This is a genomic window from Pseudarthrobacter sp. PvP090, from assembly GCF_040547365.1.
In the GTDB taxonomy this organism is placed as follows: Bacteria; Actinomycetota; Actinomycetes; order Actinomycetales; family Micrococcaceae; genus Arthrobacter.
This window is the reverse complement of the sequence record NZ_JBEPPO010000021.1, coordinates 1-20,729: the sequence shown is the minus strand read 5'-3', so window position 1 is coordinate 20,729 and position 20,729 is coordinate 1. Positions and strand designations below refer to the sequence as shown.

Below are 20,729 nucleotides of genomic sequence, written 5' to 3'. Positions count from 1 at the left end.
CATGACCACACGGATTGTCCACCGCCCGGCCCGCACCACCATGCCGGGGCAGGCTCCGGAGCCCACCCAGCTAGACTCGCCGCCCCAGCTGGCGGCCGGGGCCGGCGGCATGAACCTGTTGGCGCTGGTGCCGATGCTGGGTGCCGCCACGTCGGTCACGGTCATGATGCTGTTCCGCGGCTCCTCGCTGGCCGGCGTCGGCGCGATCATGATGGTGGCCACGGTGCTCGCGTCTGTGGCCCTGATGTTTTCCCAGCGCGGCAAGGCCACGCGGCAGCGGGCCGGGAAGCGCCGGCTCTACATGGACTATGTGCGGCGGCGCCGGCACGAGTTCGAGACCGAGGAACAGCAGGCCCGGACGGTTGCCCACACGGCGCATCCGCCCACCGAGCACCTGGTCGAGAAGGTCATCAACGACCCGCACCGGCTCTGGGAACGCCGCCGGACCAACAAGGACTTCCTGGTCACCCGGTTCGGCACGGGCACCGTCCCGCGGCGGCAGATAGCCGTGCAGGACAGCGGCGACGCCGTCGAACGCCCGGACGCCTTTATGCTCTCCGAAGCCGACCAGCTCCGCGCGCGCTTCGGCAACACCCCCAACATGCCGCTGACGCTTCCCCTCGGTTCCGTGTCCGACGTATCGATCGTCGGCGACCGCGAGACGGCGCTGATGGTGTGCCGCAGCCTGCTCTGCCAGCTGACGGCCGGGCAGTCGCCCGAGGACCTGGAGCTGGCCATCCTGTCGGCCGGGCAGGACGACGCGGCGTGGGAATGGACCAAGTGGCTGCCGCACCTGCAGGACCGCGGCAGGATCCGCTGGGCGGCATCGCCCCAGGAACTGGCCGGACTGCTCCGCAGCTCCCTGGACGCGCGCCTCGCCGCCGTGAGCAGCGCGGCCCGGAACTTCCAGCAGCTGTCGCCGGATGCGCTGCCGCGGCTGATCATCATCACGGACCTCCCCGGCCGCAACGCCGGGCCGCTGCCCGGGATGCCGCCCGAGCTGCCGCTGAGCCAGCTGGCCATCACCAGGATCCACCTCCTGGCCGAGCAGCAGCACGAGCCGGACACCGTGGACCTGCGCGTGACCCTGGCCCCGGACGCGCTGACCCTGGAGTTCACGGCCACCGGCCAGGCCATCCACGGCAGCGCCGACCAGGTGCCGCCGGTGGTGGCCGAGGCCGTGGCGCGGTCCCTGGCACCGCTGCGGCTCTCCGAGCTGTCCCACGAGTTCGGCGAGCACAAATCGTCCCGCAGCTACGCGGAGGCCCTGGGCCTGGACGGCTACACCGCGGACGCCATGCTCGCGCTGTGGGATACGCCGCGCGGGGCCGATTTCCTCCGGGTCGCAATCGGCGAGGACGAGGACGGCACTCCGGTGCACCTGGACCTGAAAGAGCCGGCCCAACGGGGAATGGGGCCGCACGGATTGTGCGTCGGCGCCACGGGATCCGGCAAGAGCGAACTGCTGCGCACCATTGTGCTGTCGCTGATCGCATCGCACTCCCCCCGGGACCTGAACATGGTGCTGGTGGACTACAAGGGCGGGGCCACGTTTGCCCCATTCCAGGAAGCGCCGCACGTGGCGGGACTCGTCACCAACCTGGTCAGCGACGCCAGCCTCGTGGACCGGATCTACTCGAGCCTCTCCGGGGAGGTCAAACGCCGGCAGGAGCTGCTGAAAAGCGGCGGGGACTTCGCCCACATCAACGACTACCGCCAGGCCCGGGACAGCGATCCGGGCAACCCGCAGCTGGCTGAACCCATGCCGTACCTGTTTGTGTGCATCGATGAATTCGGCGAGCTCCTCACCGCGCGGTCGGACTTCATCGACCTGCTGCTCTCCATCGGCAGGATCGGCCGGTCGATCGGCATCCACCTGCTGCTGGCCTCCCAGAAGGTGGAATCCGGCATGCTCCGCGGACTCGAGACGTACCTCGCGTACCGGATCGCCCTGCATACCAATTCGGAGAGTGAAAGCCGGACCATCATCGACGTGCCGGATGCCTACCACCTGCCCAGCACTCCGGGCCACGGCATCCTCAAAGTGGACACCACGGTGTTCAAACGGTTCCGCGCCGCGTACGTCTCCGTGGCGCTGCCCGCCCCGGACGACGAGGTGGCCGACACCGCTCCCGCAGTCCTTCCGGTCAGCACCTTCCGGCTCGACGCCCGCGGCAACCGGGACGCCACCGGCACCGCGGCGGCGGCCGCCGTCGCGGTTCCCCCCGCCGCCCGGGAACGGGAGCCCGCCGGTCCGGAGAACGCGGAAACCATCCTGACGTCGCTGGTGGGATTCGCATCCACGCAACCCCGACAGACGCCACACGTGTGGCTGCCGCCCCTGCCGGGGGCCGTGGCGCTCAGCAACACCGGCGCCGCCCTGGACCTGACGTCCGCCGGGCCGCGGCTCCGGCAGCCCCGGTACCTCAATCCCTCCGTCGGCATCCTGGACGATCCGGCGCAGCAGTGGCAGGGGCCGTGGCATCTGGACCTGACGGCCCGGGGCGGCAACCTCGCCGTCATCGGCGCCCCGCAAAGCGGACGGTCGACCGCGCTGCGGACCATCGCCGCGTCGCTCGCCTTGAGCCACAGCGTGGACGACGTCAACCTCTACGCCGTGGACCTGCAGGGCAATGCGCTGGCCGCACTCGACGGGCTCCCGCACTGCAGCGGCGTGGCCGGACGCGGCAACCGGGAGCTGATCCGGCGGACCCTGGAGGAAGTGCAGAACCTGCTGCACCTGCGGCAGGCCGCGTTTGACCGGCACACCATCGATTCACTGCCGGCCATGCGCTCCCTGCGCGGGGGCGGCGGCCTCCCGGAGCTCAGCTGCACGGACGTTTTCCTGCTGATCGACGGTTTCGGCAGCCTCGGCGCGGAATTCCCCGAGCTGGAGGACGTGGTCACCGACGTCATGACCCGGGGCAGCTCCCTGGGTGTCCACGTGCTAGTGACCGTCCGCAACTGGTCCGAGATCCGGATGTCCCGGCAGTCCCTGCTGGGCAACAGGATCGAGCTCCACATTTCCGACCCCGCCGACTCCATCGACCGCCGGCTGGCCAGCACCCTGGGCGCCAACCGGCCGGGCAGGGCCCTGACCATGGCCAAGACCATCGGCCAGTTCGCCTTGCCGTCGCTGTCCGACAGCCCGGACCCGGACGCCACCGGCAAGGAGCTCGGCGAGCTCTCCGACGTGCTCCGGCGGTACTCCGCGCGGCGGGCGGCCCCGGTCCGGGTCCTTCCGCAGCGCGTGGGCCTCCCGCCGGACCACCGCCCCGTCGCCGGCGGGATCGCGCTGGGCATCCGCGAGCAGGATGCCGGGGTGGAGGAGCTGGATCTGTTGGGCAGCGACCGCGGCGCCGTCATCTTCGGCGACCCGGAAACCGGCCGGACCAATCTGCTCCGCGTGGCCGCGGCGCAGCTGATGGCCACCCACCAGCCGGGCGAGCTGGTCTTCGCCGTGTTCGATCCGCGCCAGCAGCTCCAGAACTTCATCCCGGACGGCTATCTGGGGGAATACGCGGCCAACGGCCAGCGGGCCGCCCAGCTGGCCGAGTTCGTCGCCGGCCAGGTCCGTGACCGGCTGGGCGACGGCAGCACGACGCCGGTGCGGACGCCGAGGATCGTGCTGCTGGTGGATGACTACGACATCCTGGTCGCCACCGGCAACCAGCCCCTGCGGCCGCTGGCCGGCTACCTTCCCTCAGGCGCCGACGTCGGGCTCCACGCCCTGGTGACCGGCCGGACCAGTGGCGCCGCCGTCACGGTCCACGATCCGTTCATCGCCGGCCTCCGGGCCGCGGGCTCCCCCGTGATCCTGTTCTCCGGGGACAGGTCCGAGGGGGTCATCGCCAACGGTGAGCGGCCCATACCGCTCGTGACCGGGCGGGCCAGGATCCTGCGGCCCAGCCGGCCGCCGGTGGTGCTCCAGACGTTCCACCACGAAGGAGAGGCCCAGCAGTGAGCTACGATTTCCACCTGGTCTGCGAGCAGGACCCCCGGCTGGGGCTGCTCGCCAAGGCCTCCGCGCAGTTCGAGGACAAGTTCACCCTGGCCGCAGTGGAGGGCTCGGAGCACCTGGTCCTGGGGTTCAACGGCGAGGACCTGGCCCTCCTGAACGCCCCGCACCGCGTCCCGGCCGGGGAGCTGGGGCGGATTTTCGGCGCCCGGGCCGCAGCTCAGCTGCCGCGCGGCGGATGGGTGGCCGAGGTCAACTGCCCCGCGGACAAGGACACCGCGGAGGCGGTCCGGCAGTTCCTGATCATCGCCGTGGCCGGCACCCGGGGCCTGGTCATCGATCCGCAGTCCAACGAGCTCATCACCGCGGACCCGGGCGCATGAGCGGCGCGCCCCTGACGGTGGTGCCGCTGTCCGGCCCGCGGCCCTGGCTGAGCAGTTCGGTGCTGGCAGGGCTGCGGGGCGCGGTGCTGAACTCGTCCGGGCAGCGGGTTGTGACGGTCCGGACGGACCGCGGCGCGCAGCCCAGCTACCCCCTGCTCGCGTTTCTCCGGTCCGCGGGCATCCCCTGGGTGACGCCCGCGGCCGGGGGCGCCCTGGCGGACGGCTCCACCGGGGCGTCCCTGCCGGAGGGCCGCACGGACTGGCACGCCACCGCGATCCGCGGCAGCGTGCTGCATGAGGCCACCGGCCGGCTGCGGGTGGGCGAGTTCACGGCCGGGCTGCTGCACTCCTGTACCGGGCTGGCCCCGGAGCTGATGGGCCTGTCCGAGCCGCTGGGCAGTCCCTGGGATCCGGACCAGCTGACGGTCTGGCTGCGCCAGCGCATGCCGGTGGCGAGCGTTCTGCTCGCCGGGCCGGGATTCGCGGGGGCGGTCACGGCGTACCGGACGGAGTCGGGCGTGGTGGAGGCCTTCGACGTGCTTGTGGAACGGGAAACTCCGGCGGGACGCGGCGGCCCGGCCGCCGGCGCGCAGGAGGCTCCGGACCAGCAGGGAGCCGCGGCGGCGGCCCTGGCGGCGAATGTCCAGGAGCTCTCCATCGAGCGTCACTTTGGTGCCGAAGGGCTGGGCGTCCGGGCGGGGGCGGACCACCTGCGCGTCCCTGAGCTCCTGGTCCTGGGACCGGCCTGGCACCGCGGAGTACCGGCGGACCCGGACGTGGCCGCCGTCGCGGCGGCCGAGCTGGCCGGCGTCGCGCCTTTCCGGCACCTCGTGCTGCGTTTCCGCGACAGCGGCGCGTGGGACCTGGGCCGGTCCCGGGCGGTGCAGCAGAGGATCCTGGGCGGGCCTTAGACGTACCCGTCCACGATGGCGGCGGCAATTTCCTTGTAGGCCCGGCGGGTGGACGCGGAGATCTTGTCCAGGGAGACGCGGTCGCCGTCGGCCACTGCGCGGTCGTGCGGAACCGTGATGAGCTGCCGGCAGTAGCCGGCAAGGTGCTCCTCAATGGCCCGCTTGTTGACCCGGCTGGAGACCTGGTCCTTGTCCGTGACCACCACGATCGCGTTACGGGCCAGGTTTTCGTAGCCATGGTCGGCCAGCCACTGCAGGGTGTTCCGTGCGCGCTTGGCGCCGCTCACCGCGTAGCCGGAGGCGATGACCAGGTTGGTGGCTTCCGGGAGGACACCGGCCATGGCCGGGTGCGAAACCCCGGTGCCGCAGTCCGTCAGCGTGACGGAGTAGTACTGCGAGACCAGGTGTTTGATCCTGAGGTATTCGGCGGCCGTGAGGGCGTCGGACAGGGCGGGATCCTGCTCTCCAGCCACGAGGTGCAGCCGGTTGGCGTGGTGCATGTAGTCCGTCAGGGTGGTGAGCGAGGTGATGCGGTCCAGATCCCGGACAATGTCCGTCACCGTGCGGGGTTTCACCTTCTGGTAGAGCATCTCGCCCAGGGCGCGCTCCGCGAGGTCACCGCTGTCCGGGTTCGCATCGATGGCGCAGGGGTGGTCGCCGCGGTATTCCGCCAGGATCATGCCGACGCCCACTGTGGTGGAGGTTTTGCCGATGCCGCCCTTGAGGCTGAGGATGGCGGTGTTGAAGCTGCCGGAGAGGGGCCGGGCGATCCGGCGCTCCAGTTCCGCCTCGTCCTGGTCCTTGCTGCTGGGGCCCAGGTTCACGAAGCCGCCGGTGGCCGAGTAGACCGCGCCGCGGAGGCCCGAGGTGGGGCGCGGACGGTCCGGCCGGACGAACTGGGTTTCCACGTGCGCGCCGCCGTAGGGCTGCAGGGCCGGTTCCGCGGGGGCGGCCAGGGGCGCGTGCAGCGGGAACGACGCGGCGGGCCCGGGGTCGGCGGGCCCGGGCGCGGCGGGCTGTTCGGCCGCCGGTGGGGTTGCGGCTGGGGTTGCTGCTGGAGCGTCGGTGGGCCGGGGCGGGACGGCGGGGGCGGACGGAACGTCAGTTCTCCCGACCGGTGCGGCCACGGGCTCGGCGCGGCCGTCGGGATACACCTGGAAGTGTCCCTGCTGGCCGTTGGCGTGGTCTGTTGCCTCCGCCAGCACAGGGCCTCCGGAGCTCTTGGCGTACTCGGCGAGGACGGCGATGGCAGCGGTGTAGGGGTCACGGCCTGCCGGGGGTGAAATGGCTTCCCCGCCTACGGAAACCTTGCCGTCGGCGAAAACCTCAACCTTTGTGGCCCCCAATTCCATCCCTGCTCCTCAAGCTCGCTGGACGCCGCACGACGCCACCCAGTGATCCTAGCCGGATTGCCGGGCGAGTTCTTGTCACAGCGGACCGGCAGCCGGACCGATCTCGTCATGGGCACCTGCTGTGCTGTTCTCTTGCCCGGTCCGCGCTGCTACCTTGGCTGGATGGAACGATCACTGGTTAGGCCCACGAGTGGCAAGGAACTCGCCTACATCGTGCTGTGGATCATCATCCCGAAGGCCAAGTAGGGGCCGGACCCGACGGCGGGTGGGCTAAGTGTCACCCAGCCGAGGCCTAGCTGGCGGGATCGTACTGGAAAGCGCGCACCTCCTGCGCGCAACGGCAGGCAACCGCGATCTTCGCGGCCCACTCCAGGGCCGCCTCGTACGAAGGCAGCTCCAGCACCGAGTAGCCGCCTTCGAGCTGCGCCGTCTGCGGATATGTGCCCTCACGCACGGTCCCATCGCCCTCAACCATGACCGGCGGGACACTCTCATCAATGCCGCCGCGACGCCATCGTGCCGCGCAAAGGGGACCGGCCGGGCCGGGGTTTGCAGCCGGGCAAGGATCCGCCGGGGCTGTTCTCATGGCGGGACCGCACTGCTACCTTGGCTGGATGGAACAATCACTGTTGCGGCCACGGAACCGCAAGATCATCGCGGGAGTCTGCGCGGCGATTGCAGGCCGCTTCGGAATCTCGGTGACGCTGGTCCGCCTCGGTTTCGCTTTCTTCGGCCTCTTCGGCGTCGGTGAGCTCGTCTACATCGCGTTGTGGATCCTCATCCCCAAGGCTAAATAGCGGTCAGACCCGACGGCGGCTGACCGGCCGGCCGGCGCGCGAAAGTCCCTTGCACCCTGCCGCCGTGGATGGCCAGGCGCCCGGCCGGCATCGCTGCCTTCCTACGCACGTTCCGGAGCTACGACCTGGACCGCGGCCGGCTGGCCGCTTTCGGTGCTCCGGTCCTGTTCGTCGTCGGTGGCCGTGGCAACCCGGACCAGTTCGGGCACGTTGCCGAGCGTCTGTCCACGGTCTTCCCCGACTTCCGGCTCGAGGTGTTCGAAGACCGCCACCACTTCGATCCCCCGCACCGGATCGAACCCGAACGGCTGGGCGGGCTGCTGTGTGAGCACTGGGACCGCGCCGACGGCAGGCACCGCGCCGCCGTCAACTGACGCGACGCGCTGTCGTATGGTTTTGCCAGATTCGGGTGGTTCAGGTTTGTGCATATTCGTGGCATTGAGAAGGGCATGAGGTACCGTCACCCTTATGGGGACGGGACCGGAAGACCGCTACCGCATCCAGCCTGCGCCGCGTCGAAAAGGGAAGTTCACGGTCGGTTTGCTTGCGCTGATCCTGGTCATCGTGAATGCCGTCGTAACGACCTTCGCTTCCCTGGCAGTAGGAAGTGGCCCCCAAGGGCTGGGCTTGGGCAGCCTCTACGTGTTCTTCACTATCCCTCTGACCCTGTACGCCGTCTTCCTGGGGATCCTCTCGATCACCGGGAAGCAAGGAAGGATCCCAGGGACCATCGCTTTGGTGGTCACCTCCGCGGCGTTTTTGTACGCTGTCTACTCCATGGCCCTCGAAGGCTGGTCCTAAAGTCTCTCGGCCCCCTGACGCTGGTGGATTCGGCGATCAGCGCTTCGACCCACTGGGATGAACTCCCCCCTCGTCAATGAGGAACGCCGGTTCGTCACCGATCAATTCCATGCGCCCGGGGCGGGTGCTCAAGTCGTTGCGGACCTTGCGGGCTTCGTTTTCCGGCGGCCTCTGCTGGGACCCCGGTGATGGAGCATGTGTCCGGCATTCGAAGTGCTGAACCGTGCGGCCCGTCGTGCGATGTGGTGGGAACGGCCCCGGCCCCCTGCAGGCCTGGGCAGGACAGGCTGCTGAGCGGCGCGCGAGTAGAACCAGAGTTTGGCGATTTCAACGAGTACCAGGTACATCGCGGCCATCCCCAACAAGGCGAGGAAGAACGGGACGGGCAGCGGATCGAAGCCCAGCACACCGGCCAGCGGCGAGAACGGAAGGTAGATGCCGAGGGCCACGACGCCCGCTGACGCGCCGACCAGGCCCAGGGACGGCCGGCTGCGGAAGAAAGGCACCCGCCGGGTACGGATGACGAAGATGATCAGCGTTTGCGTGACAATGGACTCGATGAACCAGCCGGCCCGGAATTCGCCGGGGACGGCGTCGAAGACGACCAGCATCAGGGCGAACGTGGCGAAATCGAACAGTGAGCTGATCGGGCCGAAAAGGAACATGAAGCGCCGGATGAAGCCGATGTCCCAGTGCGAGGGTGCCAGGAGCTGTTCCTTGTCGACGCGGTCCCCCGGGATGGCGAGCTGGCCGGCGTCGTAAAGCAGGTTGTTCAGCAGGATCTGCCCCGGCAGCATTGGCAGGAAGCTCAGCACCACGGAGGCGGTGGCGGCGCTGAACATGTTGCCGAAGTTGCTGGAGGTTCCCATCAGCACGTACTTGATGGTGTTCGCGAAGATCCGCCGGCCTTCCATCACGCCTTCAGCCAGGACGCCCAGGTCCTTGTCCAGCAGCACAATGTCGGCGGCATCCTTGGCGACGTCGGTGGCGCTGTCGACGGAGATGCCGATGTCCGCGGCGTGCAGGGCCAGCGCGTCGTTGACGCCGTCGCCCATGAACCCGACGGACCCCCCGCTCTGCCGCAGCAGCCTGATGATCCTGGCCTTCTGCTCGGGCGAGACGCGGGCGAAGATGCTGGCCTCACGTGCAGCGGCGGCCAGTTCCGCATCGGTCATGGCTTCGACCGCTGCCCCGGTCAGCGTTCCGCCGGAGAGCACCCCGAGCTCGTCACAGACCTTTTCGGCCACCCTTGGGTTGTCACCCGTGGCGACCTTGACCGTGATTCCTAACTCCTCGAGCCGGTCCAGGGAGGCACGGGCGGTTGCCTTGGGCCGGTCCAGGAAGATGAGGAAGCCTGCGAGGACCAGGTCTCTTTCGTCGGCAGGGCCGATCGCGGCCAGGCCATCGGCCGCCCGGGTGGCGACGGCCACCACCCGGGATCCGGCGTCGAACTGTTCGTCCAGCATCGCCCGCACACCGGCCGGTGTGTCCCCGCAGAGCGCCAGGACATCCTCCGGCGACCCCTTGGTGATGATGCGGGCCGCGGCCCCTCCTTCGCTGACCAGCACACTGGTCCGCCGCCGCAGATGGTCGAAGTCGATGACGTCGAGGCGCTCATACCTTCCGGGCTCGAAAGAAGCCGCACCGGCGGAGGCCCACAGCGCGGCGTCCAGCGGGTTCAGGCCCACCGGGGACGCCTGGGACTCCGCGTACTCGACATCGGTGGCCAGCAGCCCCAGGGTCAGCAGCTCACCGGCGGAGACGCCGGTGCCAACGGGCAGGGCCGCGGTGAAGCTGATCCGGCCCTCCGTCAGGGTGCCGGTCTTGTCTGTCACCAGGACATCCATGTCGCCGAGGTCCTCAATACAGACCAGCCGTTTGACCAGGACCTTGCGTTTGGCCAGTTGCCGGGTACCTGTGGCCAGGCTCGTGCTGACGATGGCGGGCAGCAGCTGCGGTGTGATCCCGACGGCGATCGCGAGGGAGAACATCAGCGACTCGATCACCGGCCGCTGCAGCACCAGGTTTGCGATGAAGATCAGGGACGTGAGGCCGATCGCCACCTGGAGCAGCAGGAAGGAGAAGCGCTGGAGGCCCAGCTGGAATTCGGTCTGGGGCTGACGCTCGCCGAGGTCAAGTGCGATCCGGCCGAATTCGGCCCGCCCGCCGGTGGCAACCACCACACCGGTGCAGTTGCCGGCCTGGATCACGGTCCCCATGAACAGGCACGACGTCAGGTCCCCCAGCGCCATTGCGCCCGGGACCGGGGCGGGGTCCTTACCGACCGGCATCGACTCCCCGGTGAGGATACTCTCATCGCAGAGCAGGTCCTTCGCACTCAGCAGCCGCATGTCGGCGGGGATGATCGCGCCGATGGCCAGGTGCACGATGTCGCCGGGCACCAGTGCGGTGACGTCAACTTCCTGGGGTGCTCCGTCGCGGACCACGACGGCGCGGTGGGTGACACGGGAGTGCAGCGCCTCCGCGGCACGTTCGGCGCGGAATTCGTTGCTGAAACCCAGCCCGACGCTGATCAGAAGGATTACACCGATCACGATCGAGTTTGTGACGTCGCCGAGGAAAAGCGAGAGCCCGGCCGTGAGAAGCAGCAGGATGAGGATGGGGCTGCGCAGTTGCCGGCCCAGGACCGACCATCCGCTCGCCCGATGAGTGCGTACCGCGTTTGGCCCCACGAGGGACAAACGCCTGGCCGCGTCCTCACCGGAAAGCCCGGCAGGCGGGGATGCCATAGTTGCCAGGACCGTGGCCGGGGGCATCCTGGCCGCATCAACCATCGATAAGTGCCGGAGATCCCAATCCTGGACGCCGTTGGCTGGCATGCCTGACCTATCCAATTTGGCGAGGTGTTTCATTTCCTCGTTCTCAAATCACTTCCACCAGCTTGATCATCTCGTCGTCCCGCTCCAGCTCCTTGGACCAGAAGCCGGGATCCTTCACCATCAGCCGGTACTGCGGCAGGAAGTCCCGAAAGAGCTCAGCCAGCAAGGTGTCATCCTCTTCCACCACGCGGCGGACCGCCTCCACGTCCAGGGGAACGTCCAGAAGCCGGGCGGCCGGGACGATGACCTCGTGGATGTTGTCCTGGTACCGGAGTCGAAACGAGTACTCGATGGCGAGTTTCATAAGGCCGTGTACCCTTTCGGCTCGGGCTGCCTGCGATCAGCCGAAGATGAACCCCGGCAGGAACTGCACACCTGCGCCCAATGTATCCGGCGCGGGCAACGTTCCGGAAGACCGTCCGACGGCGGCAATCCCTCGACCAGGCCCGCCAGGGGGACGTGGCCGTTATTCGGCCGTCCCGTTCTTCTCTCTTTCGGCGAGCCGCTGCAGTTGCCATCTGTGCACATCGGGCAGCCACTCCAACGGGGCCGCTGGACCGACCCGCGGGTCGTCGGGAACACCGCCGTCGCGCAGTTTCTGCACGTACGCGCGGTCCAGTTTGATCCGTGCTCGCAGCTGACCGGCTCCGCCGACTGAGCCGTGACCGGGGATGACGGCAACAACGTCGTCGGCCACGGTCTCGAACAGCAGCAGCGCGGCGAGGTAGTCCCCGATCGGATCCGCGGCCTCCAGGTCGAGGAACGGCATCAGGATGTCAGAAAGCATGTCGCCCGCGACGAGGACGCCGCGCTCCTCGATCAGCAGCGCCGCGTGGCCCGGGGCATGGGCCTGATGCTCGATGATGCGGACCGTGGGACCATCCCATGGAATCTGCACGGCTTCGGCGGGCAGTCCGGCAATAAGACCGAGCATGTCCATCGGGATATCCTCGGCGAACTCCGGCGGCAGGGCCCCGGCTATGCGGTCCTCCCAGTCCGCGTTTGACAGCAGATCCCGGATGGAAGCCGCGCAGCGGGCTGTACCGTAACGGGGCGCGTCGCCGAAGGCCGCGTGCCAGAGGACGTGGTCCCAGTCGGGATGGGTGGAGAAGCCTGCCGCGACGGGCTGGCCGAGCCCGCGAAGGTCGTTGGCGAGGGCCGCCATTTCGCCGCCCGTTATGCCGGGGTCGATGAGCAGCACACCGTCCCTGCCCTGCACGACAACGGAGTTGCTCTGGATGAACTCGCTCTCGTGAACCAGAACGCCGTCAGCGACCTGCTTCAGCATGGAATGCCCTCCGCTTGTGGTGTGCAACCGCTTGTCGAGACGGTATTACCGAGCGGCAGTAGATGGCAAGCACTATGGGCGAAGCGCTGGACTCCACAAGCCGGACACACTGCGGGGCGGTGGGCCGCCGGCCCACCGCCCCGCACAGTGGTTCGCCGCACCGGCGATAGAGGGCGTCGATATCAGCGCCAGTCACCGCTTACTGGACCCGCGACCCGGGCAGGTACCAGGCCAGGGCCGACGTGAAGGGTTCGCTGGGCAGGCTGCCGGTGCTCCATGATTCCGTGGACCGTACCACGGGGGTGTGGCCGTGGCCGTCCTTCAGCATGGCGCGGACCGTGGCGGTGCCGGCGAAAATCACGAGTCCGAACAGCAGGACAACGAACAGTTCCATTTTGATTCCTCAGGGGTGGAGTGCGGATTGGATGACTCCAGTGTCGGCAGCCGCCGTGTGAGCAACCGTGTGAAATCCCCGCGGCGCCGGAGACACCCGCGGCGTAAAATGACTCCTATGGCCGAGACGTGGATTCGGCTCCTCGGTCCGCCAAAGATCGAGTCCCCAGGCACCACTCCCCCACAGCCCAAGGGCCGCAAAGCCTGGGCTGTGCTGGCCTACCTCGCCCTGCAGCCGGACGGCGTCAGCCGTTCCCGGACCGCCACGCTGCTGTTCCCGGACGCCGCGGATCCGCTGGGCGCCCTGCGCTGGAACCTGTCCGAGCTGCGCCGGACCCTGGGCGGCGTCTCCATCACCGGCGACCCGCTGCGGCTGACCCTCCTGCCGCCCTGGCACTGCGACGCCCTGGAGCTGGTCGGCTCGGCCAACGGCCGCGGCGTGGACCCGCGGACGTTCGACGGCCAGCTGCTGGAAGGGCTTTCCTTCGCGGACAGCCCTGTCTTTGACTCCTGGCTGGCGGAACAGCGGTACCGGCTCGAGAACTGCATCCAGTCGCTGCTGTATGAAGCGTCGCTGGCGGCCCTGGCCGCGGGCGCCCCCGCGGACGCCGTCGGGCTGGCCACCCTGGCACTGCACCGGGATCCCTTCCACGCGGACAGCACGGCCGTCCTCGTAAAAGCCCTGGTGGCCCTGGGCGAGCACCGGCGGGCGCGCGACGAGGTCACCAAGTGCGCGGAGCTTTACCACCGTGAGCTGGGACTGCCGCTGCCGGCGGAGGTCCGGCGGGCCCTGTCCGATTCGGCCCCGGCCGCCGACCCCGAGCTCCACGCGAACGTGGCCACCGTCCGGTCCTATCTCGACGCCGGCACCACGTCGCTGTCGGCGGGGGCCGTGGACCGGGGGCTCGACCAGCTGCGGCTCGCCGTCGTCCTGGCCCAGCGCACCACCGACCGCCACCTGGTGGCCGAGTCGCTGGTGGCGCTGGCCGGGGCGCTGATCCACCAGGCCGGCGGGCGCGGCGCCGAGGTGGCCGATTTCCTGCACCGAGCGCTGTCGGCGGAAGCGCCCGACGGCGTCTCCCGCACTGCCGCCGCGGCGTTCCGCGAGCTGGGCTACCTGTCCGTGCAGCGCGGAGTGCCGGACCGTGCGGCCGGCTGGCTGAAGCGGGCAATGCAGGCGGCGCAGGGAATCCCGGACGAACAGGCGAGGATTCTGGCGATCCAGGGCATGCTGGCCTCGGACACCGCGCACTACGGCGATGCGGTGGCCGCGTTCGCGGAATCCAGGCGGCTGGCCCGGGCGGTCCGGAACCGCCGGCAGCAGGCGTTCAGCGAGGCCCTGCTGGGACGAGTGCACCTGCTGAGGGGTGACCTGGAGCTGGCGGCCGCCGCCCTGGACCGGGCGCTGGACGGGGTCGCGGATGAGCACTGGACGGCGTTCGAGCCGTTTGTCGCCGGCGTCCGGGGCGAAACCTACCTTGCCGCCGGCCGGCTGGACGCCGCGGCGGACCTGATTGACCGGTCCTGGGTGATGGCCGAGCTCGCCGGCGACCACTGCTACATGGCGCTGGCGGCCGGTGCCGAAGCGCGGCTGTTCCTGGCGCACGGTGATCTGGCTGCTGCGGAGCACTGGGTGGACCGCGGCCTGGAACCCAAGCCGTGGTACCTCTGGTACACGGCCCGCCTGCTGGATGTCGCGGCGGAAGTGGCCATCGCCACGGGTTCGCCGCGGGCCTCACAGTTCGTGGAACGGCTGGCGGCGCTGGCCAGCCGGAGCGGGATGCGGGAGTTCGTGGTCCGGGCGCAGTCGCACCGGGCGGAACTCGGCGACCGGGCCGCCGCCCAGGCCGTGCCGTGGCTCGCGAAGGAGATCGACAACCCCGCGCTGACCGCGTTCCTGGCCCAGCGCCACGGCGTCTCCCTGTGAGCCTGCCGCGGTGACCGGGTCCGGAGCCGATTCCGGAAGCCCTGTCCCGCCGTCGTCCGCGGGACTACCATGCAGCTGTACCGATGGGATTGCCACCGTGCTCACAACTGTGGAAGGACATCTGTCATGGAATGCATAACGTGGTTCGCGCCGATCCTGCCAGGGAAACTGGACGAGTGGAAGGCGGGTGTCGAGGCATTGAAGGGCCCGCGGAGGGCAGAGCACGAAGCCTCGCGGGCGCGCATGGGCCTGGTGCGGGAGGTCGCCAGCCTCATGCAGACCCCGCAGGGGGATTTCACCTGCCTCTTCCACGAAGCCGAGGATCTGGCCAAGGCTTATCAGACGCTCGCCACGTCGGAGGATCCCTATGACGTGTGGTTCCGTGAGCATATTGCGGGCGTGCACGGAATCACGGTGGACATGCTCACCGGGCCCATCCCGGCCACCCTGGTCCTCGATTACCGAGCCGACGGCTGAGGGCCGCTGACGAAGCACACCCGGGTTAAACAAAAGCAGGGCCCGTCAAAGACGGACCCTGCTCGAAACCTGTAAGGTTCCGGACTCAGAAGAGTTAGCTGAAAGCTAAGTCTTAGAGAGCCTGGATGTTTACGGCCTGGGGACCCTTGGGGCCCTGCTCGGTTTCGAAGGAGACCTTCTGGTTCTCTTCGAGGGAGCGGAAGCCGGAAGAGGCGATCGCGGAGTAGTGTGCGAAGACGTCCTGTGAGGAGTCATCGGGGGAAATGAAGCCGAAGCCCTTTTCAGCGTTAAACCATTTGACGGTACCAGTAGCCATTATTTTTTGTCCTTCGTGAAGGTGGAGGAAAAGTCCCGACTTTCGGGTCCTCCTGTGTGGGGTGCTCAAAACCGCTGCTTCAGAAGAACAAGGTCTTTCAACCTTGCGTACTGCCTGAACTACGAACTGCATAAACACAACAACAGGATCAACTCTACAGGAGATTTTCGGGGCGGCTTACCACTGCGGCCGCCGGGGCCCCTCCGGTGCCTCTTTTTGGGCCCCTCCGCCGGAACGTGGGGCGGATCTAGAATGGCGGCATGACACCGCAGGAGTTGGCCAACCTGGCACACCTGCGCCGGGCCCGGGACCTGATCGACCGTGACTACGCCCGGCCGCTGGATGTGCCGACCATGGCTGCCGGTGCGCTCATGTCCCCGGCGCACTTCTCGCGCCAGTTCAAGGCGGCCTACGGCGAGACGCCGTACAACTACCTCATGACCCGGCGGATCGAACGCGCCATGGCGCTGCTGCGGGCCGGTTCCAGCGTGACGGATGCCTGCATGGAGGTGGGCTGTACGTCGCTGGGATCGTTCAGCTCGCGGTTCACCGAGATCGTCGGCATGTCGCCCAGCGAGTACCGGGTCCGGGAGCATCACGCGGTCAAGGCCATGCCGCCGTGCATTGCCCGGCTGCGCACGCGGCCTGCGCGCAAACCGAGCAGGATTGAAGAAGCGCCGCCACGCCCGCTGCCCTAGCGTGGATCACATGAACATTTCACTGCAGTACGCACAAATCACCGTCAACGACCTCGACGAGTCGCTCGCGTTCTACCGGGACGTGCTCGGCCTGGAGGTCCGCAACGACGTCGGCTCGGACGGGCAGCGCTGGGTCACCCTCGGCAGCATGGCCCAGCCGGATCTGGAGCTGGTGCTCTCCGTTCCGCACGCCGGCCGCTCCCAGGACGACGGCGACGCCCTCCAGCAGCTGCTCGTCAAGGGCGCCCTCCCGATCCTCGTGTTCCGCACGGACGATCTGGACGCCACGTTCGAGGCGGTCCGGGCCTCCGGCGCGGAGGTCCTCCAGGAACCCATCGTCCAGCCCTGGGGCCCGCGCGACTGCGCCTTCCGCGACCCGTCCGGCAATATGGTCCGGTTCAACCAGGCCTGACGCGCGAAGACGCGAACGAAAGCACGAACGCCGCCGCGGGGTGGCTCGTGACGGGACCGGCACCGGCACCGGCACCGGCACCGAACTGAATCATCCTCTGCGCGTTAGTCCGTGCCGCGCGTCAGTGGGCTCGTCCACTGCAGGGAGTGCCGTGCCGACGGAATTCCCTGACGAGAGCTGCCGCTTGACCTGCTCAAGCTCATCTTTGAGCAGGTCAACGGTGGCACGGTATTTGGCGAAGTCCGCCGTTCGGCGCCTGGCCGCGGCGAAACCGATGCCGGCGGCAAGAATGGCAAGCGGGAACGACACCAGCAGGGCCCAGCCGGACACGGCAAGGAAGTCCAGCGCTATGGGAAGTGCCTGCTGGAATGCCAGGAAGTCGTTGACCCCACTGACCACGCCGTTCAGTGCGGAGTCCAGGGGGCCCAGAAACTGCCCCACGAGAGGCGTCCCGGAAAGCGACGGAGCGCTCAGCGGCGGGTCTCCCCCTGCCGACCAGCGCGAATCACCGAAATGGTTCAGGACATAGATCCCGGCACCGGCGTTGAGGCCGGCGAGGAGAAGGACGGAACCGAGCGCCGCCCAATGAAGCCCGCGCGGACGCCAGACGCCGGCCACGAGCGCGAAAACGGCGGCCGCAACCCAGGAATAGATGCGGAGTTCGTCGCGGCTCAGGCCGCCCAGTAGATCCAAGGAAATTCCCTGCCCCCTTCAGTTGGAATCAATGCTTGTTCCGGTCGCAGGCGAGCCTATCCCACACCCCGGGCATGCCGCGGCAGGTACCGGCGCAGGCTGCTACCCGGAGCGGGAACCAGCGTATTCCGGCGCAGCTGCAGGCGAAGCCACTTCTGCAGGCTGCGGGATGGCCCGACCGTCCGCGGGTGCGTCGCGGCGGGTCCGGCGCCCCACGGCGCGCCCCACGGCCATCGAGAGGCGGTGGGAGGGCTGTTCAACGTAGCGGTAGAACAGCTCGGCTGCCACGAACGAGGCTGCGACGGAGACGGCGAGCGCCAGAGGCAGCGAGACGGACCGCAGCAGGGTGACACTCGCCAGGATGATCGGAAGGTGCACCAGATAGAGGCTGAAGGACACGCGTCCCAGCCACTGCGCGGCCGCCGTGTCACCGAGCCGCTTGGCCGAGCCGCAGGACACGAACAGCAGGACGATCAGCGTCGCGCCCACCGTCACAACGGCCTCGACGCCGGGGACCGGCTGCTCGGGGCTGATCCACTCCGCGTTGGCCAGGAACAGTCCCGCGGCGGCCACGAAGAACCAGACGACGCGCGGCCAGGACCGGGTCAGCTCACGGATCCGCTCACGCTCAGCGCCCAGGACCGCCCCGATGGCGAAAATCGGCAGATAGGACAGCCACTCCACATCTTGCAGGGCTCCCACCGCGGCCAGCAAGAGGGCAAGGCCGATTTTCACGGGCCAGAACCGCCGCCAGCGGACAGCGATGAGGACGTAGACCGGCAGCAGGAGGGAGAACAGGACTTCCCATTTCAGGGACCACAGCGGGGTGTTGATGGTGCTGGCGTTCAGCAGGAGCAGACCGTCCTTGAGGACCTGGCCCACGCTGGGCTCGATCACGTACATGTCCGCCCACGGGCTCTGCAGCGGCGACGCCGACCGGGGAATCACGGCAATCAACGCAACGGCCACCGCCAGGGACGCCCAAGCCGGCAAGTACAGCCGGAAGAAGCGCTTGGCGTAGTACTGGGCCCAGCTCGCGGTCGCGCCGGGCCTGGTGAACGGCAGCACCAGAACGAAGCCGGACAGCACAAAAAACACATGGACGGCGGGAGTGCCGTTCCAGAGGACGTGCAGCGGCGAGAAAACAGCCCACGCTTCCGCCGGACCGAGCCCTGCGGAGCGGTTGCCGCTGACAACATTGCCGATTCCCGGGAGCGTGGACAGGGCGTGGCAGGCGACAACCAGCAGGGCCGCAATCCCCCTGAGGCCATCCAGCTGCGTGACTCGTGATTGACCAGAGTTAGAGCGCATTGACCCCATGTTACCAGTTCGTTACATTCGGGACGGATCACCGCTGCCGCGGAACGGCTACCGCGCGCCCAGCTCCTCGGCACGGGCCTGCGCCTGCCCTGCCGCCTCTGCGTCTCCAAGTCGGTCGTAGATTCTGGCCAGGATGATCCAGGGCTCCGCTGACTCAGGAGCCCGTTCCGCCGCGGCAGCGAGGTCCGCGATGCTGCCGTTAACGTCTCCGAGGCCGAAGTTGGCGACTCCCCGGTGCAGGTAAGCGGCAGACTCGGCGGGGGAACGCTCGATGACCCGATCGAGGGTGTCCCTGCCTTGTTCGAGGCTTCCACTGTTGATGTAGCCGATGGCGAGGACGAGGCCGGCCTCGGACGAGTCAGGCGTCCGGTCCAAGGAGATGCTCGCCCATTCGATGGCGTATTTCGCGGCCACGGCATCCCCGTCCGCGGCCGGACCGGCGAAGGCCTGTGCCGCCAGCAGCGCGGTATCCGAGTCCCAGGGCCGCAGGCTGTAAGCGCGCTGGAACTGACGTTCCGCCGTCGTCAGGTCGCCGGACGCGACGGCGGATGCCGCTGCCGCCATCGGCCATTCGGCGATAGCCGCCGGCACAGCCAGACCGAGCCCCAGGGCTACGAGCAGTCCCGATCCCGCCGCTGCCGCCGGGAAGGAACTCCCGGTGTGGACTGCGGGGATCCCTTTCGCGGGCTGCCTGGCCGGCAGCACGGCCGCTCTCGACGTCGCCACCAGGCCGCCGCAAATGAACGCCGCCACGGGCGTGGTGGCCGGCGAGGTGAAGGCTGTGAGCAGCATCAGGCCGTACGCGGCCACGGCCGCCACGGCTCCGCCGAGGTTGTCGCGGTCCACCCCCGGTTCCGCAGTGCGGATGCACTCCAGGGCACGGCGCGAAACTAAGAGAGTCAGCAGCGCCGCCCCCAGCAGCAGGGGAAGTCCACCCACCGCGGCCGCTTGAAGGAGCCACGAGTGCGGCGAGTCCGGAGGGAAGGTACCTCCCACACGTGCGGCCCACTCCAGCGTGTGGTAATCGGTGATTGCATCCACGAACCCATTTGGGCCGACGCCGGCCCAAGGATGGTCGGCGACAAGTTGCACGCTCTCATCCCACAAGAGCCAGCGGCCGTTGACAGTATCGGCGCTGAAGAGCCGCTCCCGGGTGGCAGGAATGGCAAACGCGCCCGCTCCCACCACGAACAGAGCGGCAGCACCGGCACCTATGGCTCGGTTCCGGGCGGGGCCCCGGGTTGCCACCGGCGGCATTGCCGTCGCCGTCAACAGAACGACGACGGCGGCCATGCCGAGGATCGCGGCGCGGGAACCTGACAGGACCGTTGTCAGAACTGCGGCCGCCAGACCGATACGGGCCAGCCAGTTCCCACCCCGCAGGGCCGGAAGCGCCAACACAGCGGCCGCCATGACGCCGATAATTCCTTGGTCCGTGGCGTTGCCGAGGGTGGCCCCGGGCCGCAGATCGGCGGCTCCCCCCAGGGGCCGGAAGCTGGCCGCCTCGCAGGCACTGATGACGCCGACGATCGCAACAGCTGGGGTGAGCGCAGTGCGGAAGGCAGCCCACCGCCGTGCGGAAGCCGGGCCGCCGAGAACCTTGGCGCCCAGGGCAAAGACCGCGAAGTACAGCGCGATGACCAGTGCACCCTCGAACCGAGGCCAGCGCCCCAGGAAGCTGGCGATCGGATTTGCGGAAAACGCGATCGAGACAGCCAGCACCAGGGCAATGGCCCCCATGGCCCACCGGATGTTCTGCGGCAGCCGGCCCCCGGCCGGAACGAGGGCTCCGGCTCCAACCGCAAGGAGCAGCCAGACCACCTTGACCCACGTGAATCGGAACAGCCCGCCCGGCTGGAAGACCACGACGGAAGAGGCCACCAGCCACACGCATGCCGGGGGCGCGAAGACCCGCGCCCGCTCCAACGCTCGGATTGGGAAGGGCACGGGTCTCCTAGTGGATGTTGCTGTGTGGACAAACTTGCTGCTGGGACTTCTGGGGCCGTCGGGCCGCCGGACCCGGCGGGCTATCCTGCCGCCACGGCCTTCGTCGCCAGACTCGTCCTCTCCGCCGTCACATACCCGGCCTTCGAACCCGTCACCGTCACGGTCATCGTCTTCCCCAGGTCAGTGGCCGTCAGAACATAAGTGCTGGCGGTGGCC

At 68.7% G+C, this 20,729-nt stretch carries 20 protein-coding genes and 1 pseudogene; 11 read left to right on the top strand and 10 right to left on the bottom strand.

The features are described 5' to 3' along the window. Position 1 precedes the first annotated feature (1 nt). The 3 genes from eccCa to ABIC21_RS18800 are packed head-to-tail and all read left to right on the top strand — an operon-like array spanning position 2 to position 5,252. Complete coding sequence (gene eccCa / locus ABIC21_RS18810; protein WP_354351898.1) at positions 2-3,964, top strand: type VII secretion protein EccCa; 3,963 nt, start codon at positions 2-4, stop codon at positions 3,962-3,964. Further along, positions 3,961-4,341, top strand: coding sequence for a hypothetical protein (locus tag ABIC21_RS18805; RefSeq protein WP_354351897.1), 381 nt, complete (start codon positions 3,961-3,963; stop codon positions 4,339-4,341). Before eccCa ends, ABIC21_RS18805 begins: the two co-directional genes overlap by 4 nt. Further along, positions 4,338-5,252 carry a DUF6177 family protein gene (locus tag ABIC21_RS18800; protein ID WP_354351896.1) on the top strand — a complete coding sequence of 305 codons (915 nt, stop codon included), beginning with the start codon at positions 4,338-4,340 and terminating at the stop codon, positions 5,250-5,252. Before ABIC21_RS18805 ends, ABIC21_RS18800 begins: the two co-directional genes overlap by 4 nt. Here ABIC21_RS18800 and ABIC21_RS18795 read toward each other — a convergent pair. Further along, positions 5,249-6,604, bottom strand: coding sequence for a MinD/ParA family ATP-binding protein (locus ABIC21_RS18795; RefSeq protein ID WP_354351895.1), 1,356 nt, complete (start codon positions 6,602-6,604; stop codon positions 5,249-5,251). The two genes, ABIC21_RS18800 and ABIC21_RS18795, sit on opposite strands and share 4 nt — an antisense overlap. Positions 6,605-6,676: 72 nt before the next feature. Between ABIC21_RS18795 and ABIC21_RS18790 the strand changes: the two genes are divergently transcribed. Next, on the top strand, positions 6,677-6,850 hold the full coding sequence (locus ABIC21_RS18790; RefSeq protein ID WP_354351894.1) for a hypothetical protein: 174 nt from the start codon (positions 6,677-6,679) through the stop codon (positions 6,848-6,850). Between the two features lie 46 nt (positions 6,851-6,896). Here the strand turns inward: ABIC21_RS18790 and ABIC21_RS18785 are convergent. Next, positions 6,897-7,109: pseudogene (locus ABIC21_RS18785) on the bottom strand (YciI family protein); the annotation flags it as partial. A 109-nt stretch (positions 7,110-7,218) separates the two neighbouring features. On the opposite strand from ABIC21_RS18785, the gene ABIC21_RS18780 reads away from it, so the two are divergent. The 3 genes from ABIC21_RS18780 (at position 7,219) to ABIC21_RS18770 (ending at position 8,202) form a co-directional block, all read left to right on the top strand. Continuing rightward, complete coding sequence (locus ABIC21_RS18780) at positions 7,219-7,401, top strand: PspC domain-containing protein (protein ID WP_354351893.1); 183 nt, start codon at positions 7,219-7,221, stop codon at positions 7,399-7,401. 68 nt (positions 7,402-7,469) lie between these two features. Next, the gene (locus tag ABIC21_RS18775) at positions 7,470-7,775 is read left to right on the top strand and encodes an alpha/beta fold hydrolase (RefSeq protein WP_354351892.1); all 306 of its coding nucleotides are present in this window, start codon (positions 7,470-7,472) and stop codon (positions 7,773-7,775) included. A gap of 94 nt (positions 7,776-7,869) precedes the next feature. Then, positions 7,870-8,202 (top strand): hypothetical protein, encoded by a 333-nt coding sequence (locus ABIC21_RS18770; RefSeq protein WP_354351891.1) that lies wholly within the window; start codon positions 7,870-7,872, stop codon positions 8,200-8,202. A 128-nt stretch (positions 8,203-8,330) separates the two neighbouring features. Here ABIC21_RS18770 and mgtA read toward each other — a convergent pair whose 3' ends face one another. From mgtA to ABIC21_RS18750, 4 genes are all read right to left on the bottom strand, one after another. Next, complete coding sequence (gene mgtA / locus ABIC21_RS18765) at positions 8,331-10,997, bottom strand: magnesium-translocating P-type ATPase (protein ID WP_502936027.1); 2,667 nt, start codon at positions 10,995-10,997, stop codon at positions 8,331-8,333. 88 nt (positions 10,998-11,085) lie between these two features. After that, a complete protein-coding gene (locus ABIC21_RS18760; protein WP_354351889.1) occupies positions 11,086-11,346 on the bottom strand; it encodes a hypothetical protein in 261 nt (86 codons plus the stop codon). A gap of 162 nt (positions 11,347-11,508) precedes the next feature. Continuing rightward, positions 11,509-12,330, bottom strand: a complete 822-nt coding sequence (locus ABIC21_RS18755; protein WP_354351888.1) for an MBL fold metallo-hydrolase — start codon at positions 12,328-12,330, stop codon at positions 11,509-11,511. Positions 12,331-12,529: 199 nt separating this feature from the next. Further along, positions 12,530-12,724: a hypothetical protein gene (locus ABIC21_RS18750; protein WP_354351887.1), complete on the bottom strand. Its 195-nt coding sequence runs from the start codon at positions 12,722-12,724 to the stop codon at positions 12,530-12,532. A 117-nt stretch (positions 12,725-12,841) separates the two neighbouring features. Between ABIC21_RS18750 and ABIC21_RS18745 the strand changes: the two genes are divergently transcribed. Both ABIC21_RS18745 and ABIC21_RS18740 read left to right on the top strand, forming a co-directional pair. Beyond that, positions 12,842-14,650, top strand: a complete 1,809-nt coding sequence (locus tag ABIC21_RS18745; RefSeq protein WP_354351886.1) for an AfsR/SARP family transcriptional regulator — start codon at positions 12,842-12,844, stop codon at positions 14,648-14,650. 126 nt (positions 14,651-14,776) lie between these two features. After that, entirely contained in the window at positions 14,777-15,127 is a 351-nt protein-coding gene (locus tag ABIC21_RS18740; protein WP_354351885.1) for a hypothetical protein, read from the top strand. A gap of 112 nt (positions 15,128-15,239) precedes the next feature. On the opposite strand, the gene ABIC21_RS18735 is transcribed toward ABIC21_RS18740, so the two are convergent. Continuing rightward, positions 15,240-15,443 (bottom strand): cold-shock protein, encoded by a 204-nt coding sequence (locus ABIC21_RS18735; RefSeq protein WP_024365339.1) that lies wholly within the window; start codon positions 15,441-15,443, stop codon positions 15,240-15,242. A 260-nt stretch (positions 15,444-15,703) separates the two neighbouring features. On the opposite strand from ABIC21_RS18735, the gene ABIC21_RS18730 reads away from it, so the two are divergent. Continuing rightward, positions 15,704-16,141 (top strand): helix-turn-helix transcriptional regulator, encoded by a 438-nt coding sequence (locus ABIC21_RS18730; protein ID WP_354351884.1) that lies wholly within the window; start codon positions 15,704-15,706, stop codon positions 16,139-16,141. Between the two features lie 10 nt (positions 16,142-16,151). Further along, entirely contained in the window at positions 16,152-16,553 is a 402-nt protein-coding gene (locus ABIC21_RS18725; protein ID WP_354351883.1) for a VOC family protein, read from the top strand. Positions 16,554-16,643: 90 nt separating this feature from the next. On the opposite strand, the gene ABIC21_RS18720 is transcribed toward ABIC21_RS18725, so the two are convergent. From ABIC21_RS18720 to ABIC21_RS18710, 3 genes are all read right to left on the bottom strand, one after another. Further along, entirely contained in the window at positions 16,644-17,246 is a 603-nt protein-coding gene (locus tag ABIC21_RS18720) for a hypothetical protein (protein ID WP_354351882.1), read from the bottom strand. 102 nt (positions 17,247-17,348) lie between these two features. Then, a complete protein-coding gene (locus tag ABIC21_RS18715) occupies positions 17,349-18,557 on the bottom strand; it encodes an acyltransferase family protein (protein ID WP_354351881.1) in 1,209 nt (402 codons plus the stop codon). 57 nt (positions 18,558-18,614) lie between these two features. Then, on the bottom strand, positions 18,615-20,513 hold the full coding sequence (locus ABIC21_RS18710) for an O-antigen ligase family protein (RefSeq protein WP_354351880.1): 1,899 nt from the start codon (positions 20,511-20,513) through the stop codon (positions 18,615-18,617). Positions 20,514-20,729: the final 216 nt, after the last annotated feature.